The 15,955-nt window shown below is 35.7% G+C and carries 17 protein-coding genes; 9 read left to right on the forward strand and 8 right to left on the reverse strand.

Annotation, left to right across the window (positions count from 1 at the left end; genetic code table 11):
• The first annotated feature begins 46 nt into the window (after window positions 1-46).
• The 4 genes from NSQ69_RS04215 to NSQ69_RS04230 all read left to right on the forward strand — a co-directional run bounded on the left by NSQ69_RS04215 (window position 47) and on the right by NSQ69_RS04230 (window position 3,717).
• Window positions 47-1,357 carry a PTS sugar transporter subunit IIC gene (locus NSQ69_RS04215; protein ID WP_001013048.1) on the forward strand — a complete coding sequence of 437 codons (1,311 nt, stop codon included), beginning with the start codon at window positions 47-49 and terminating at the stop codon, window positions 1,355-1,357.
• A complete protein-coding gene (locus tag NSQ69_RS04220) occupies window positions 1,333-1,611 on the forward strand; it encodes a hypothetical protein (protein ID WP_002087437.1) in 279 nt (92 codons plus the stop codon). Before NSQ69_RS04215 ends, NSQ69_RS04220 begins: the two co-directional genes overlap by 25 nt.
• Window positions 1,601-2,686 (forward strand): DUF871 domain-containing protein, encoded by a 1,086-nt coding sequence (locus NSQ69_RS04225; RefSeq protein WP_002125417.1) that lies wholly within the window; start codon window positions 1,601-1,603, stop codon window positions 2,684-2,686. The genes NSQ69_RS04220 and NSQ69_RS04225 overlap by 11 nt, the downstream gene beginning before the upstream one ends.
• A 107-nt stretch (window positions 2,687-2,793) precedes the next feature.
• Window positions 2,794-3,717 carry a HEAT repeat domain-containing protein gene (locus tag NSQ69_RS04230; protein WP_341098953.1) on the forward strand — a complete coding sequence of 308 codons (924 nt, stop codon included), beginning with the start codon at window positions 2,794-2,796 and terminating at the stop codon, window positions 3,715-3,717.
• Window positions 3,718-3,771: 54 nt separating this feature from the next.
• Here NSQ69_RS04230 and entC read toward each other — a convergent pair whose 3' ends face one another.
• The 4 genes from entC to NSQ69_RS04250 all read right to left on the reverse strand — a co-directional run bounded on the left by entC (window position 3,772) and on the right by NSQ69_RS04250 (window position 8,879).
• On the reverse strand, window positions 3,772-5,208 hold the full coding sequence (gene entC, locus NSQ69_RS04235) for a cell wall-binding protein EntC (RefSeq protein ID WP_341098955.1): 1,437 nt from the start codon (window positions 5,206-5,208) through the stop codon (window positions 3,772-3,774).
• Between the two features lie 718 nt (window positions 5,209-5,926).
• A complete protein-coding gene (locus tag NSQ69_RS04240; protein ID WP_002029935.1) occupies window positions 5,927-7,078 on the reverse strand; it encodes an ABC transporter permease in 1,152 nt (383 codons plus the stop codon).
• Window positions 7,079-7,104: 26 nt separating this feature from the next.
• Window positions 7,105-7,779: an ABC transporter ATP-binding protein gene (locus tag NSQ69_RS04245; RefSeq protein WP_002087431.1), complete on the reverse strand. Its 675-nt coding sequence runs from the start codon at window positions 7,777-7,779 to the stop codon at window positions 7,105-7,107.
• Window positions 7,776-8,879 carry an efflux RND transporter periplasmic adaptor subunit gene (locus tag NSQ69_RS04250; RefSeq protein WP_002186682.1) on the reverse strand — a complete coding sequence of 368 codons (1,104 nt, stop codon included), beginning with the start codon at window positions 8,877-8,879 and terminating at the stop codon, window positions 7,776-7,778. Before NSQ69_RS04250 ends, NSQ69_RS04245 begins: the two co-directional genes overlap by 4 nt.
• 215 nt (window positions 8,880-9,094) lie before the next feature.
• Between NSQ69_RS04250 and NSQ69_RS04255 the strand changes: the two genes are divergently transcribed.
• From NSQ69_RS04255 to NSQ69_RS04265, 3 genes are all read left to right on the forward strand, one after another.
• Complete coding sequence (locus NSQ69_RS04255; RefSeq protein ID WP_002125428.1) at window positions 9,095-9,829, forward strand: YwaF family protein; 735 nt, start codon at window positions 9,095-9,097, stop codon at window positions 9,827-9,829.
• 90 nt (window positions 9,830-9,919) lie between these two features.
• Entirely contained in the window at window positions 9,920-10,786 is an 867-nt protein-coding gene (locus NSQ69_RS04260) for an ABC transporter permease subunit (RefSeq protein ID WP_016119638.1), read from the forward strand.
• Between the two features lies 1 nt (window position 10,787).
• Complete coding sequence (locus tag NSQ69_RS04265) at window positions 10,788-11,792, forward strand: ABC transporter permease (RefSeq protein WP_033729758.1); 1,005 nt, start codon at window positions 10,788-10,790, stop codon at window positions 11,790-11,792.
• A gap of 43 nt (window positions 11,793-11,835) precedes the next feature.
• Here the strand turns inward: NSQ69_RS04265 and brnQ2 are convergent, their stop codons facing one another.
• The 4 genes from brnQ2 to NSQ69_RS04285 form a co-directional block, all read right to left on the reverse strand.
• Window positions 11,836-13,152 (reverse strand): branched-chain amino acid transport system II carrier protein BrnQ2, encoded by a 1,317-nt coding sequence (gene brnQ2 / locus NSQ69_RS04270; RefSeq protein WP_002169098.1) that lies wholly within the window; start codon window positions 13,150-13,152, stop codon window positions 11,836-11,838.
• 220 nt (window positions 13,153-13,372) lie between these two features.
• On the reverse strand, window positions 13,373-13,942 hold the full coding sequence (gene cotJC / locus NSQ69_RS04275) for a spore coat protein CotJC (RefSeq protein ID WP_002010774.1): 570 nt from the start codon (window positions 13,940-13,942) through the stop codon (window positions 13,373-13,375).
• Between the two features lie 12 nt (window positions 13,943-13,954).
• Window positions 13,955-14,218 (reverse strand): spore coat protein CotJB, encoded by a 264-nt coding sequence (locus NSQ69_RS04280; protein ID WP_000194952.1) that lies wholly within the window; start codon window positions 14,216-14,218, stop codon window positions 13,955-13,957.
• A gap of 8 nt (window positions 14,219-14,226) precedes the next feature.
• Window positions 14,227-14,442 (reverse strand): spore coat associated protein CotJA, encoded by a 216-nt coding sequence (locus NSQ69_RS04285; RefSeq protein WP_000357172.1) that lies wholly within the window; start codon window positions 14,440-14,442, stop codon window positions 14,227-14,229.
• Between the two features lie 109 nt (window positions 14,443-14,551).
• On the opposite strand from NSQ69_RS04285, the gene NSQ69_RS04290 reads away from it, so the two are divergent.
• Both NSQ69_RS04290 and NSQ69_RS04295 read left to right on the forward strand, forming a co-directional pair.
• Window positions 14,552-14,917: a VOC family protein gene (locus NSQ69_RS04290; protein ID WP_000398543.1), complete on the forward strand. Its 366-nt coding sequence runs from the start codon at window positions 14,552-14,554 to the stop codon at window positions 14,915-14,917.
• Between the two features lie 20 nt (window positions 14,918-14,937).
• Window positions 14,938-15,717 carry a DUF2935 domain-containing protein gene (locus NSQ69_RS04295; RefSeq protein WP_000375642.1) on the forward strand — a complete coding sequence of 260 codons (780 nt, stop codon included), beginning with the start codon at window positions 14,938-14,940 and terminating at the stop codon, window positions 15,715-15,717.
• Window positions 15,718-15,955: the final 238 nt, after the last annotated feature.

Below are 15,955 nucleotides of genomic sequence, written 5' to 3' on the forward strand. Positions count from 1 at the left end.
GTTATAACTTTTACTTTTGTCAGATTGAACATAGGGAGGGTTATCGATGAATGGTTTTATGAGTTTTATGGAACAGAAGATTATGCCAACAACGCAAAAGATTGCGGGGCAACGACATTTATTAGCAATTCGAAATGGAGTTATTTCTACATTGCCGTTAACGATTGTCGGGTCATTTTTCGTTATCTTTTTAAACTTACCAATTGATGCATATATGGAGTGGATTGCACCGTTTCGTCATATTTTAGATATTCCATTCCGATTTACAGTAGGCTTAATGGCTTTATACGCAGCATTTGGGGTAGGGGCCTCACTCGCGAACTTTTATCAGCTCAATCAATTAAGTGCAGGATTATTATCTGTACTCGCCTTTTTACTAGCATCAGTTGAACCAATTCAAATAACAAAAGCTGTACCAGGTGTTATTGATGCAGGAAGATATATTTCAGTAGGGACATTAAGTGCTACGTCTTTATTTGGAGCTATTGTGACAGCATTAATTGCAGTAGAAATTTATCACTTTATGATTAAGCATAATATTTCGATTAAATTACCAGATAGTGTACCACCAGCAGTTGCAAACTCGTTTGCAGCATTAATTCCAACTTTAGTAGTTATTCTTTTATTCTGGGGTATTCGTTACGGTTTGAAATTTGATGTAAACACAACAATCACATATTTAATCGCACCATTAAAATCAGTATTAGTAGGAAATAATTTATTCGGCGGTTTATTAACAGTATTCTTAATCGTGTTCTTCTGGTCGTTCGGTATACATGGCCCAGCGATTTTAGGACCAATCATCCGTCCGATGTGGGATTCAGCAATTCTTGAAAATATGGAAGTATTCACGGCTACAGGAAATGCACATCAGTTACCAAACTTATTTACAGAGCAATTTATTCAATGGTTCGTATGGATTGGTGGATCAGGCTCAACGTTAGCTTTAGTAATTATGTTTATGTTCTCTAAATCTAAGTTCTTAAAAGAGTTAGGTAGATTATCATTCGTACCAGGTTTATTCAATATTAACGAGCCAATTATTTTCGGGGCACCAATTGTAATGAATCCAATCTTAATTATTCCGTTCGTTATTACACCGTTAGTTACAACGACGGTATCATATTTCGCAGTTGTTTCAGGTATGATTCCGCTCATGATGGCGAAGCTGCCATTTACGATGTTAGCGCCAATTGCAGCGATTATTAGTACGGACTGGACAATTATGGCTGGTGTACTTGTACTTGTTAACTTTGTTATCTCATTCGTTATTTACTATCCATTCTTCAAAATGTATGAGAAGCAACAATTAGCAGGAGAGGAGAAAACAGAATGCTCGGAGCAATTATCATCTTAATTACATTCGTGGCGGGGCAGTGTATTGCACATTATTCAAAGTGGGTACAAAGTAAATCGCTATTAGTTTTACTACTTGTGTCGATATTATTTATTGGATGTTCAATGGGGGCTTATGTGGCATTTAGTTTAGAATCACCGTACTTTATCATCGTACCAACGATTTTATGTGCAACATGTTTATCTGCAAAATATAGATTTACGAGCATGGCATTAATACAACGTGTGAAGGAGATGCAAAAGCATGGAGCGTAAATTAGGAATTTCACTTTATCCAGAGCATTCAACGAAAGAACAAGATATGGCATACATTTCGACAGCGGCACGCCACGGTTTTTCAAGAATATTCACTTGTTTACTGTCTGTTAATCGTCCAAAAGAGGAAATTGTAGCTGAATTTAAAGAAATTATTGGGCATGCAAAAGAGTATAATATGGAAGTTATTTTAGATGTAGCTCCGGCTGTATTCGATCAACTTGGTATTAGTTATAGTGATCTATCATTCTTTGCAGAGTTAGGTGCAGATGGAATTCGTTTAGATGTAGGGTTTGACGGGTTAACAGAAGCGAAAATGACGAATAATCCATATGGCTTAAAAATTGAGCTGAATGTAAGTAATGATATTGCCTATTTAGAAAATATCCTTTCGCATCAAGCGAATAAATCAGCTTTAATTGGTTGTCACAATTTTTATCCGCAAAAATTCACTGGTCTTCCGTATGATTATTTCATTCGCTGTAGTGAACGCTTCAAAAAGCATGGTATTCGCAGTGCAGCCTTTATTACATCGCATGCAGCTGACATCGGTCCATGGGATATTAATGATGGATTATGTACGTTAGAACAACATCGTAACTTACCAATTGAAGTACAAGCGAAACATTTATGGGCAACAGGGCTTATTGATGATGTTATTATCGGGAATGCTTATGCGAATGAAGAAGAGTTAGAGAAACTAGGAAACTTAAATCGTTACATGTTACAGCTAAAGGTACAATTTGTAGACGAAGCGACTGAAGTAGAGAAGAGAGCAACACTGCAAGAATTACACGTAAGACGCGGTGACATAACAGAGTATATGGTACGTTCTACAGAAGTACGTAAAAAGTACAAAGACTATGACTTCCCAGTGCGCGAAAGTGTACGACAGGAAAGAGGGCAAGTTGTAATTGGTAATAACCTATTTGGAAAGTATAAAGGTGAACTACAAATCATTCTGAAAGAAATGCCAATAGATGAACGGAAAAATATTGTCGGTACAATTGCAGAAGAAGAGTTATTCTTACTAGATTATGTAGGAGCTTGGACACAGTTTACTTGTGTGGAATAGGGAAGGTAAGAGAGGATGCTATAGCATCCTCTTTTTTCTGTTGAAATAGTAGTCTATCGTATATAGAATTCAAAGGGATAGATTTAACTTGGACGGGGGAGAAGGAGATGGAAGAGTATATAGATGATTTATTAAGGCGGATGGCGGATGAAGAAGCAGGTATTCGGCAATGTGCGGATGAAGAAGCGAGGCAGTTAAATGATGTATCGCTTTTTTCTTGTTTCCAAGAGAAAGTAATGGAAGCACGAAAAGTATATATAAAAACAAATCTTTATTTTTTAATTACACGACTTGCAATAAATACTAAAGAGATGTATATTGCAGATTATTTGATAGATCGGTTAGAAAGTGAAGAAAGCAGGATGGTGTTAGATAGCATGCTCATAGATTTAAGTAAATTATCTGAAGCAAGCAATGCACATAAAATTATTCCTTACATATATCATAAAAATAGTGGAGTTCGTTATTCTGCTGTCATCGCTTTAAAGTTGTGTAAATCGTTGGAAGTAGAAGATGCTTTATTGAAGTTACTTACAGTGGAAGAGAATCGAGATGATATTGTAAATATATGTGCCACTTTATATGAGATTGGAACAAAGCGATCAATCTTACCTTTAACAAAGCTTTTACATTGCGATAGTGCTTATGTTCGTTCAACTGTTATTGAGGTTTTGGCGAAAATAGGGGGAGCGGACTTGCAAATAGTTTATATTGAAGCTTTAAAGGATAGAAATGTTATGGTGAAATACGAAGCTGTTCGAGCTATTTATGCATATGGAGATGAAATGGCGATTCAACCAATTAGCGAACGTGTAACTAAAGTTGTTTCTAGAAGACGTAAAAATGAAGTAGAGCCTACTGATGAATCAGAGATCGTCATTGCTCTTCGTTTCTTACATAAGTTTGCTACTCATGAAGAAGTTTTAAAGACGTTTGATAAAGTATATAAAAAACGAGGAAACTTGTTTTTGTCAGAGAGAAAATGGATTCGGGATAATATTAGTTACTTTCAAGAGAAAGAAAGAGTGTAAGAATCATAAAAAAAGAGTTAGCCTCAATAATGAGACTAACTCTTTTTTTAATAATTAGTTTAAAATTTTCACTGTAACTGTTTTACGTCCCCAGTTACTTGATGTACCTTTATCTGGCATTAAAACATCGATTTTATTTCCTTTAATAGCTCCACCAGTATCACCAGCGATTGCTACTCCGTAACCTTCAACCCATACTTTTGAACCTAATGGAATGACACTTGGATCAACTGCAATTAGTTTCATGTTTGGATTAGCTGTTAAGTTATGACCCATAGCTGATTTTACTTGGTCTCCTGCTTTGTAACCATTTTCAAGTGGATCCGCTGTGTAAGCTGTTGCTTGAACTCTTAATTCACGAGAAGAAGATGGTGCACTTGTTTCAGTTTCTTTTGCAACAGGTTGTTGTGTAGCTGGTTTTTGAGCTTTAGCCGCTTCACGAGCTTTAGCTGCCTCTTGAGCCTTAGCTGCTTCACGAGCTTCAGCTGCCTCCCCGGCTTTAGCCGCTTCACGAGCTTCAGCTGCTTCCTCGGCTTTAGCCGCTTCACGAGCCTTAGCTGCTTCTTGAGCTTTAGCCGCTTCACGAGCTTTAGCTGCCTCTTGAGCCTTAGCTTCTGCTTGAGCTTCAGCTTCTGCCTGAGCTTTAGCTGCTTCACGAGCTTTAGCTGCTTCTCGAGCTTTAGCTTCTGCTTGAGCTTTAGCTGCTTCAGTTGCTTCTTGAGCTTTAGCTGCTTCACGAGCTTTAGCCGCTTCTTGAGCCTTAGCTTCTGCTTGAGTTTCAGCTGCTTCACGAGCTTTAGTTGCTTCTTGAGCCTTAGCTTTTGCTTGAGTTTCAGCTACTTCCCCGGCTTTAACTGCTTCACGAACTTTAGCTGTATCTTGAACGTTAGTTACTTTTTCAGCTTTAACTACTGGCTGAACTTTAACTGGTGCTTTTCCTGTTAAGTAAGGAATGTGTACATAAGCTGTTTGGCCGTTATATTCAAATTGGATCCAATCATTTTGTACTTGGTGTGTTGTTTCGATTACATCATCTTTTTTCAATTTACCAAGAATCGCTGAATCTGTACTTGCTCCAGCACGTACGTTTAATACGTTTGCTGTTACGTAGTAAGTATCTTTTGTGTAGTCAGCGCTTATGAAAGCCTCTTTACCACTATTTAACTTAACTTTTGACCATCCGTTTTCTGTATGTAAAACGTTAACTTTATATCCATCTAATAACTTTCCGACAACTTGTGATTCAGTAGTTGGGTTTTCTCGTACATTTAGTACATCAGTCGTTACGATTGTTTCTGCTTTAGCAGATGTTGTGAAAATCCCAAGACCAAAAACCGCTGCTGTTGCTATACCCATAAATTTTTTCATAATAGCCTCCATTGCATTTGTTTTCGTTGACCTCATTATAGCAACCATTATTTTCTTATTTGCGGAAAACACAAAACTACAAAGCATTCGTAACGAGGCATTAATATTCTGTAATAATTCCATTAATATCCTGATAGCGTTTCCTTTGCGTTTTTGAGGGGATTAGAACATACGATTCATAAAATCAACACTTTTTTAATTACTAATAGATTAATAATGTATCAGTAGTGTTACTTGAATGTTTCTGTAACGTTACAAAAAAGGGGTATTTAACTATTTGAATCGTAATGTAGTTATGAAAATATAATCTTCTTGTGTGTGAAGTCGTATATATAGGGGGGATTTTAATGAAATAGAGATATAATTGTTACAAAATAAGTTGTAGTATGGAAAAAATTACGCCTTGAATTTGTTCTTTTACATATTATTTTTGCAATAATAGGATTGTAGGATAGTGGTAATGCGAAATGAAAGTTGCAAGGATAAAAAGATAATCGCAACATGAAACATATATAATAGAAGAAACATGATTTAAAGGGATGATATCGTTATGAGTTGGTTCGCGAGTTGCAGTAGAATTATCCCGCTATTGGCGGGCAGTAAAACCCTCACCTCAAAATTCGGCTGAAGCAAAGAAGTTAGGTGGGAGATTAACTGCCCGTAAAAGCCCGATTGGTGAAGGCTAATAATCAGTGGGGGATGAACAAAACCCCCACTGATTATAGTTTCACTTTATATAATAGAAGTTAGAGGTTCTTATTTTTGTCAAAACGTCGATGAAATTACATTTGCCTTCAACAAAATAAAAAACGTAGGAGTGTAAACTCCTACGTTTTTTTATTTACTCATATCGTAAACATTCAATTGGATCAAGTTTAGCAGCTTTGTTTGCTGGTAGTAAACCGAATGCAATACCGATTAGCATTGAGATACCTACTGAAAGAAGTCCAAGTTCTTTTGAGATAACGAGTGGCCATCCGGCAAAGATTGAGACGATCCAAGCGAAGAAAATACCAAGCATGAATCCGATGAAACCACCGAGTCCTGTTAAAATACAAGATTCAATTAAGAATTGTGTTAATACTTTACCGCGCGTTGCACCAAGTGCTTTACGAATACCGATCTCACGTGTACGTTCTGTTACAGATACAAGCATGATGTTCATTACACCGATACCACCAACAAGTAAGGAGATAGCGGCAATGCCACCGAATACCATTTTCATCATACCGATGGATTCGTCTAATTGCTTCGTAAATTCACCTAAGTCCTGTGCTTCGAATTTGTGCTCGAATTTAGGAGCTTTCATGTCGTTTAAAACAGAAACAGCTTGTTTTTCTACACTTTTACGTTCTGTTGGAGAGGTCATTGTTAATTTTACAGAGTCATACTCATTTACTCCTGAAATGACAGGCGCGTTTTCAAGAGATGTATAACCTTCAGGCATAGCCATTCCAAATTCGTTTTTCGTTTCGTATACACCGACTATTTTATACGGCTTTCCTTTTACATCTGTGTATAGATTTGATTCCCAACCACTAAATAATTTGTTGAAAGCTTCTTCATTTAATATAACAGCAGGAATTGCTTGGTTTAATTCGCTGTCGTTTAATTCACGACCGTGAACTAATTTTATTTTCGAATCTGTCATAAAGGCGCCTGTTCCACCTTTTAAATCAAGAGAGACATCTTTTGAACCAGAAGATGCTTTTACTTTCATACTTACATCTGGATAAACATCTTTAACGCCTGGTACAGTTTGAAGACGTTTTAGCATATCAGGTGTGATTTTGGCACTATCAGTTCCATAATCAGGGTTGTTGTAGTAAATCGTTACTTCAGTATCTTTTCCTTGGCCTAACTCTTTTTTAAACTTTGCATTTGTACCATCACCCATTGAAATGATAGTAATAATGGCGCTAATACCGATAATAATACCTAGCATTGTTAATATAGAACGCATTTTATGAGCAAAGATAGAGGAAAGGGCCATGCGTATATTTTCACTCGTGTTCAAAATTAACCTCTCCAATCTTGGACGATATTTCCGTCACGAATTACAATTTGACGTGCTGCCGCTTCCCCAATTTCACGATCGTGGGTAATCATAATGATTGTTGAGCCTTGTTTGTTTAATTCGTAAAAGAGATCCATAATTTGTGTACTTGTTTTCGTATCAAGTGCACCCGTCGGTTCATCTGCTAAGAGAAATTTCGGGTTATTTACGATTGCACGTGCGACTGCGACACGCTGCTTTTGTCCACCTGACAATTCATTTGGTAAGTGAGTAGCACGATCAGCTAAACTGACTTTTGTTAAAGCTGCTAATGAGCGCTCACGTCTTTCTTTTTTATCGACTCCAGCGTAAATAAGAGGTAGTTCTACATTTTGAAGTGCTGTAAGTCTCGGTAATAACATAAAGTTTTGGAATATGAATCCGATCTCTTTATTACGAACATGTGCAAGTTCTGTTTCAGACATGTTTGAAATGTTTTGACCAGCTAGTTCGTACGCACCTGTCGTTGGTTTATCTAAGCAACCGATAATGTTCATTAATGTTGATTTACCAGAACCAGATGGTCCCATAATAGAAGTGAATTCTCCTTGGTTTAGTGTTACATCAATTCCGTGTAATATTTGAACGGACTCTGCACCATTTTGGAAAGATTTCGTGATGCCTTTTAAGTTAATCATTGAGTGACAACCTCCATACCGTCTTTTAAGTCTTTTTCAGGTTTAGAGATAATTTCCTCTCCTTTTTTCACTCCAGAAACTTTTGCTTCGCTATCTGTCTCAAATTCAACAGTAACTGCTTGTTCTTTCGCTTTACCGTCTTTTACAACGAAGACAACATTTTTGTCACCTTTTTTCACAATGCTACTTTTCGGAACAATCGTACCAGTTGCTTCGCCAGATTTACTTGTTACGTAAACATGGAAGCCGTTTTGTAATTCTTCACTATTATCTAATGTGACAGTGAATTGATAATTAGAAACAGTTTTATTTTCGTCCATGCTCTTTAATGGTGTAGAACCGATTTCTGTTACTTTTCCTGTCCAAGTCTTACCAGCGACAGTTTTTGATGAAACAGTTACTTCTTGCCCAACTTTCATACTAGCAAGTTCATATTCAGAAAGTTGACCTTTTACTTTAAATTGACCAGCGTGACGAAGTGTAATGCCACTCATACCTGTTTTTTCATCAGCAGTTTTTACGATATCATCAATTACACCGTCGGCTGGACTCGTTACAGAAAGTGTGTTTACTTTCTCTTTTGCTACTTTAATCATTTCATCAGCTTTTTCTACTTCAAACTTCTTCATTTCAAGTTGTGATTCTAATTGCCCAACTTCAATTTCTGATGCTTTTAATGCTTCAGCGGGAAGGCCTGCATTTTTATCTTTTTGTAATTTTTGTTTCGCTGCATCAATTTGTTTTTGGAACAATGTTACTTCTTTTTGTGCGATTTTCTTTTGCATTTCTGCTTCTGTTACACCTTGTTTAGCAGTAGGGTCATTATATTTAAATAGAAGCTGACCTTTTTTCACTTCATCACCTTTTTTAACAGCTAATTCATACGTACCTTTTGTTGGATCGAATGAAATTGTTTCAATACCATTTGGAATAACTTCGCCGCCAAATTTTTGTGCATTTTCAATTTGTTTTTCCGTAATTTTATAACCGCTATATGCCATTGCTACTTCTGAACTACCGCCAGCAAATGCAAAATATGATCCAGCTGCAATTCCGATTGCTACTACACTAGTAATTAACACTTTATTTTTCTTCTTCATCTATTTATCACCTTTTCGTTCGTTTTAGTATCTACATTAAGTATAAAAGAGGTGAAGAATCTGACAAATCGTTTTAGCTTACAATAACCTTACAGTTTTGTAAGGTATGAATATCTAAATGTAAGGTAGAGGTTGTCCTAGCTAGTTTAAGCAAATGAATTGACTCGTTGTTTCTTTCTAACAATAATATTGTATGAAGGAGAGGAGGAAGGAAGATGGAAGCTTATTTTAGTGCGCATCCATTAAAACCATTTATTCCGTACTCGAGGCAACATGTCATTATATTATTTATTATGTTGGTGGGGATATTTTTTCTGTATCAATACCAAGATTTATTGCGTCAAAGTGAGTGGAATATAACGGTTCGATATGCAATTGCATTTCTATTTATAGGAAGTGAGATTGGACTTCATATGTGGGAATGGAAAGCTGGGATTTTTGAGCTAGGCACTTCATTACCATTTGAGTTATGTACGATTAGTTTATTGTTAGCATCGATTATGATTGTAACGAAAAGCTATCGAATATATGAGATTGTGTTTTTTACAGGGATTATTGGTGCATCGCAAGCTATTTTAACACCGAACGTGCAATATGCTTTTCCGCATTTTCGCTTTATAGAATTCTTTATCGCACATATATTGCTCATTTGGGCACCACTCTTTATGACATGGGTGGAAGGATATCGTCCGACATTACAATCTATTAAGCGTACGATGGTATTTTTAAATATATTGATTCCAATTGTTTCGTTTGTGAATTACAAAACAGGCGGTAATTATATGTTTTTAGCTCGTAAGCCAGAAACTGCTTCATTACTCGATATGTTAGGGCCGCATCCTTACTATATCATTTCATTAGAAATAGCTGCGCTTATGGGATGTTTTATTTTGTATATGCCGTTTGTGAAAAGAGAAGGGCATGCGCATAAAGAATCACTAGGATCATAACCTAGTGATTTTTTATCTTATAAATATTTACAATTCAGAAAATTAAGAATAAAATTAGAGGGTAAATTACATATAGAGAGAAGGGAAAACGTGGTCAAAAAAGTTTTTTTGAATGGGATGGAAGTGACGATTCAATTTATTATTTCGATTTTGGGTATTATTTGTTTAGGGGCACTGCCGAAGTTGTTTTATGGATTTGAGCTGCATGTATCAGAGTACATAAAGAGTTTAAAAGAAGTATTTGCGAACTTAATGGATCTCTCCAATTTGCAATATGTGAGAGATAAATTTTTATTCCCACAGTTGTTTGTCCATTATAAAGAAACGATTGTTATTTTTTTGGCCGCTTTTTTCATTTCATTATTTGTAGCATTTTGTATCGTTTATATGATTATGAGTAGTTCACCGCGTATACAACATCGAATTAAATCATTTCTCATCTTCCTAGAATCCATTCCAGACATTCTTCTTATTTTAGTATCACAAATTTTAGTTATATGGTTTTTTAAACAAACAGGTTTTTTACCTTTTCAAATTGCGTCAATTGGAGGCGAGTCGATTAGAGGATTGCCAATATTTTGTTTGAGTATACCGACTACGATTATGTTTGTAAAAATGTTAGTGCTTCGTTTTGAAAATGAGCTAGAAAAAGATTATGTACTATTTGCTAAGGCGAAAGGGCTGAATCGCTTTCATATTTTAAATCGTCATATTTTACGAAATGTGTTACTTAGTACACTTTTCTTTGCGAAAACGAATATCTTTTTTATGTTATCCAATTTATATATTATAGAATGGATTTTTAATACGGGTGGTATTTTTATGTTTTTGAAATCTTATGAAGGTATTAGGGTTGAGGTTTTCATCGTTAGTGTGCTGCTTATTTATATTCCGATTTTTATTTTATTCAAATTGTTTCATTATCTCATTCCAGCTGCGATGAAGGAGAGATTATAATATGTGGACGTATATAAAACGCGATAAAAGATTTTGGATAAGCATTGGGTTTCTTCTCATATTAGTTCTTTTGAGCATCGGAAATACGATATGGAATGGTGGGCACATTAGACAAGTTACACTGCAATATGATGCGGATGGAAATCCAGAAGTACCACCGTTTTCACCTTCATTACAATTTTTACTCGGGACAGACCGGAAAGGATATGACCTGTTACATTTAGTCATTGAAGGCGCGAAGTGGACGATTGGTATATCTATTTTAATTGCGGCACTTAGAATGGTAATAGGTGTATTTTTTGGTGTTGTACTCGGAACGTACATAAAAAGAGGGTTTTCAAAAATCGAGGCTTTTTTTGATAGTTTTACAGTTATTCCAACAGTTATGATTGCGTATTTCTTTCTCCAATCTGTGAATACCTTTGGAAGTGGAGAGGAAACAACAACTTTTTTTGAAAGGGCTTCGTTTCAAGTTGTATTACTTGTAATGCTTGTGATGCCAGTTATTGCACTGTATGTTGCGAAGGAAGTTCGTAAATTGAGAACCGAAGAATTCATTGAGGCTGCGTGTATATTAGGTGGATCAAGAAGACACATTGTTATAAAGCATCTTTTTCCACATCTCTATATGACGTTTATACTTGTATTTCTTCAGCAATTTACGCAGACTCTTACTATTTTACTCCACTTAGGGTTACTGGAAGTATTCTTTGGCGGAACTGTTAAGTTTTTAGGACCGGTAGAAGAAATAGACTCTTACACGCATGAATGGTCAGGTTTAATTGGAGTATACTTTAGATCTTTAACAGTGCATCCATGGATTCCTCTCGTCCCAATTACATTTTTTGGACTTACTATTTTTTCAGGAAATATGATTGTAAAAAGCATAGAAGAAGCGATGATGAAAGTAAGGTTAGGCGGAGTGATAAAGAAGACAGATGTAGAAAAGGAACAACCTGCTGTGCAGTCAAAAGAAGAATTATTTACTTTTAAACATACGATTTGAAAATAAAGAAGAAGCAAGCATAATCAATGCTTGCTTCTTTTCTTTATTTTGTAGAAACTTCACCTTCAGCTGCTGTTTGAGGAATAAAGTATCCGATTATACCACCAATTATTGCTGGAACGATCCAGCCGATTCCTAAGTTGTAAAAAGGAATTGTGTGTACGATATTAGCGATAAAACTTGGTATCATTCCCACATTATCAAGTGCATGAATACAGCTAATAAGGAATGCTGCAATCATCGCTCCGATATAGACAGAAGGTTTACGTTTCGTATATTTATCAATAAAGGATACGGAAATTAAAATGATTGTAATTGGATATAAAATAATTAATACAGGTAATGTAATTTTGATTAATAAACTTAATCCTAAGTTTGAAATAACGAAGCTAAAAATACAAACGTATAGTACAAGCTTCTTATATGAAACATTTGTTAATACTGTTGTGAAATAGTTGGCGAATGCACTTACAACACCGATTGCAGTCGTTAAACAAGCAAAGATAATTGCGATACTTAATAAAACATTACCGCTTGTCCCAAAAAATTGATACATAATAGTTGCTAATAGTTGACCGCCATTTTCAAATTGTCCTAAGTTTCCGTTTGAAGCGCCGATATAACCGAGTAAGAAGTAAACAATTGTTAAGAAAAGAGCCGCAATGCTTCCGCAAATAATTGTATATTTCGCAATGGATTTCTTATCTTGTATCCCGTTTTGACGAATTGCATTTACAACAATCGTTGATAATACGAGTGCTCCGATTGCATCTAATGTTAAAAAGCCTTCAAGAAATCCTTTGAAAAATGGAATTTCTTTATAGTCACCAACAGGTTCTGCAAATGATCCTGGTGAAAGAATCGCTTTTGTTGCCATAATTGCAATAATTCCAAGCAAAATTGGCGTTAATATTTTTCCGATATGATCTACTAATTTGGATGGATTTAACGATAAGAAGTAGACGACTATAAAGAAAATCGCACTAAAAACTAACATAGAGTACCATTGATCTGGGAAAAGTGGTGCAATCCCAATTTCATAAGATACAGTTCCAGTTCGTGGAATAACAAATAGTGGGCCGATGGAAAGATAAATAATGATAGCGAATACTGCTGCGAATTTTGGGTGAACACGGCTCGCTAAAGTATTAAAACTACCACCAGCAAGGGCAACAGCGACGATAGCTAGTAAAGATAAACCGACATCTGTAATAATAAATCCTGTAATGGAAACCCACATATTTTCTCCGGAAGAAAGACCGAGAAGAGGCGGGAAAATCATATTACCAGCACCGAAGAAAACTGCGAATAGTAATAAACTAATCGAAAGTATTTGCGCTGGTTTTAAAGTTGTACGCATATAAAGAAAAGCCTCCTAATGAGCGTTTTTTTGTCGAAAATTCAAATAATTTGTCGATTGACTGTTATTATTTTAAAGGTCTGATGACTAGAAAGCAAGAGGGAATTTTAAAAATATTTTAAAATAATGCGTAAAATTGAATAAATATACTATTTATATGTTAATGCAGGAAGAATTTCACTTATAACGTAAAAAAACACATATCGCTAGGATATGTGTATTAAAAATAAATTTGCCTATCACGTTCTTCTTTTAAAATTTCTACAGCCTCTCGGAAACGTTGAGAATGGACAATTTCTCGTTCGCGTAAAAAGCGTAAGCTATCATTTATATCGGGATCGTCTGATAAATCAATTAGCCATTGATAAGTCGCTCGTGCTTTTTCTTCAGCTGCAATATCCTCGTATAAATCTGCGATAGGATCTCCTTTCGCTTGAATGTAAGTGGCAGTAAAAGGAACACCACCTGCATTATGGTAAAACAAGGCGCTATCATGATTCGCATAATGCGCGTCTAATCCGGCAGCTTTCATTTGTTCAGGTGTTGCATCTTTTGTTAATTTATAAATCATTGTAGCAATCATTTCTAAATGTGCGAACTCTTCTGTACCAATATCGGTTAGTAAGCCAACGACTTTATCAGGAATTGTATAACGTTGATTTAAGTAGCGAAGAGCAGCAGCCAGTTCGCCGTCCGCACCACCGTACTGTTCAACTAATAATTTTGCGAGTGCTGGATTACAAGTACTCACTTTAACAGGATATTGTAATTTTTTTTCATAAATCCACATAGTTTCTCTCCTTTATATTTGCCATGGCCACGGTCCTTTGCTCCATTCCCATGGGGCGTTAGAATAACTGTTTCCAAACTGCTGAAGTGGTCCGTATCTTTCTTCAATTTTTTGTTTTAATACTCTTCGTTTATAAGAAAAATCGTTGAATTGATTTATAGCTGCAGTATCGTCGGGATGCGTATCTAAATAGAGAGTAAGTTCAACTAATACAAAGTCTAATTCTTGCAGTTCTTCAATCCATTTGTAATATTCATCAGGCAATGTTTGTGTCACGTTTTTATTCACCTTCCTTTTTTGTAAGGATTTTCATAATAATCATAAAAAGCAGGCCATAAAGTCCCTTTTCTTAAAGCTTCTTTTGGTGTGAATTGGGGTAAATTAGTTGGTTGAAAACCCATATATAAGTGCGGGGGAGTTGAGTAATATTTCTTTCCAATTGGAGGACAAGGATCGTTTGGACCATGATAAGGTATGTAGGATTTCATGAATTTATCCATGTTACAACCCTCCTTTATAAATGAAATATCCATTATTATGTATTGTATTCGTACATAATTGTCATTTATGACTCATATAAAAAACTAATAGAGACAGGGGGAGTTGAGGATGGAAGGCATTACAACATGTATCGTATTAGAATCAAAAAATTTAAAGGAAACATTGTATTTTTATGAAGGGATTTTAGGCTTTAAACCAAGCAAGGAGAGACCTCAACTACATGTAACAGGTGTTTGGTATGACGTTGGTTTAACGAGAATTTGTTTTGTAGTAAATCGGAATTTACGAGGGCGTGAGAAGGTTGCTAATTCTTCGTGTGAATTAATAACCTTTTCAATTTCTGATATGGAAAAAGTAAAGAGAAAATTACAGTTTTACAAAATATCTTTTGCGGAAGAACAGCATGCGGATGGGGTGGTAATTACTCTTTATGATCCAGATTGCTATAAGCTTCAAATTTCATCAGAGGCATGAGTAACCATAGGGGGGATAGCGTGGATAGAATGTATGAAGAAAGCGCACTGTTTGAACATAAATTTTGGCTCAAAGTTCTCGGGGATCATGCTCAGTTTTTACTAGATGCTTTAGCTCCACAGGAGAAAGAAGATATACAGAAAGCCACCTATTTTGTAGAAAAATTCACGAACTTTTTAAATGAAATTCATACTGTAAATTTTATTGCATTTTCAAAAGATGCAGAACAAGCTGCAGAGGAGATTCGAGCATTTAAATTAAATATTATACAAAAGCAATTGGAAGGTAAAATTGTGATTCATTTTACTCCGACTTTTATTAATCATATGGTAAATGAAGTGGAGGAATATATAACAGTATTAGAATACTTAGGGAGGGGAGAAGTCCCGCCCGTTTTTCATGAACTACACTATCATCTCGCGTGGTTAACGGATGCAGCAGGGCATGCTGGTTCTATTTCAGGCGGATTAGATGTTGTGGAAAAAGGATTGAAGGAGAAAAGTGATTTGTTTGCTAAACATTTTGAACAATTTTATTTAAAAGCAGTTGAAATGACAGGTTATTTACGGGCAGAACTGAAACATTTTCCAGCTTTGAAGAAGTTTACAAAAGACGTTTCACTAGAGCTAAAGTTATTCTCGCATTTCCTTCGAGAAGTAGAAGAATTAGAGTTGTCTGAGCAAATATTAAGTTCATTATCAGCCAGGATGGCGGATCATATGGCGAGGGAGGAGTGTTACTATTTATTGAAGTTAGCACAATCCTCAGGGTTAGAGATACCGAAATGTAATCCGCTTTAAAAATAGATTGTAGGGAAGATCAAGCAGACAAATTTTAACAGTGATAGAAGTATGTGAACAGGTTTCATTATGAAAAAAATATTGACAAGCCCCTCCAAATATCTTAATGTGATTGTATAAAATTGTGTATCTAAAGGGGAGTAACTTATTACAGTAAAGTCGTCATTACAGGGAGAAACCCTCGGCTTTATTGGCAACGTTTCGTTGTTAGTGAGACCTTTACCAGCAATGGTAAAGG

It is taken from the genome of Bacillus sp. FSL R10-2201, from assembly GCF_038008665.1.
GTDB classification, from domain to species: Bacteria; Bacillota; Bacilli; order Bacillales; family Bacillaceae_G; genus Bacillus_A; species Bacillus_A mycoides.

Coding starts and splice junctions, on each gene's coding strand:
- NSQ69_RS04255 (WP_002125428.1), top strand. CDS start 9,095: ATGGAAGCTTATTTTAGTGCGCATCCATTAAAACCATTTATTCCGTAC.
- NSQ69_RS04285 (WP_000357172.1), bottom strand. CDS start 14,442: ATGGATAAATTCATGAAATCCTACATACCTTATCATGGTCCAAACGAT.
- NSQ69_RS04225 (WP_002125417.1), top strand. CDS start 1,601: ATGGAGCGTAAATTAGGAATTTCACTTTATCCAGAGCATTCAACGAAA.
- NSQ69_RS04265 (WP_033729758.1), top strand. CDS start 10,788: ATGTGGACGTATATAAAACGCGATAAAAGATTTTGGATAAGCATTGGG.
- NSQ69_RS04230 (WP_341098953.1), top strand. CDS start 2,794: ATGGAAGAGTATATAGATGATTTATTAAGGCGGATGGCGGATGAAGAA.
- cotJC (WP_002010774.1), bottom strand. CDS start 13,942: ATGTGGATTTATGAAAAAAAATTACAATATCCTGTTAAAGTGAGTACT.
- NSQ69_RS04245 (WP_002087431.1), bottom strand. CDS start 7,779: ATGATTAACTTAAAAGGCATCACGAAATCTTTCCAAAATGGTGCAGAG.
- NSQ69_RS04250 (WP_002186682.1), bottom strand. CDS start 8,879: ATGAAGAAGAAAAATAAAGTGTTAATTACTAGTGTAGTAGCAATCGGA.
- NSQ69_RS04290 (WP_000398543.1), top strand. CDS start 14,552: ATGGAAGGCATTACAACATGTATCGTATTAGAATCAAAAAATTTAAAG.
- NSQ69_RS04240 (WP_002029935.1), bottom strand. CDS start 7,078: ATGGCCCTTTCCTCTATCTTTGCTCATAAAATGCGTTCTATATTAACA.
- NSQ69_RS04220 (WP_002087437.1), top strand. CDS start 1,333: ATGCTCGGAGCAATTATCATCTTAATTACATTCGTGGCGGGGCAGTGT.
- entC (WP_341098955.1), bottom strand. CDS start 5,208: ATGGAATTATTACAGAATATTAATGCCTCGTTACGAATGCTTTGTAGT.
- NSQ69_RS04215 (WP_001013048.1), top strand. CDS start 47: ATGAATGGTTTTATGAGTTTTATGGAACAGAAGATTATGCCAACAACG.
- brnQ2 (WP_002169098.1), bottom strand. CDS start 13,152: ATGCGTACAACTTTAAAACCAGCGCAAATACTTTCGATTAGTTTATTA.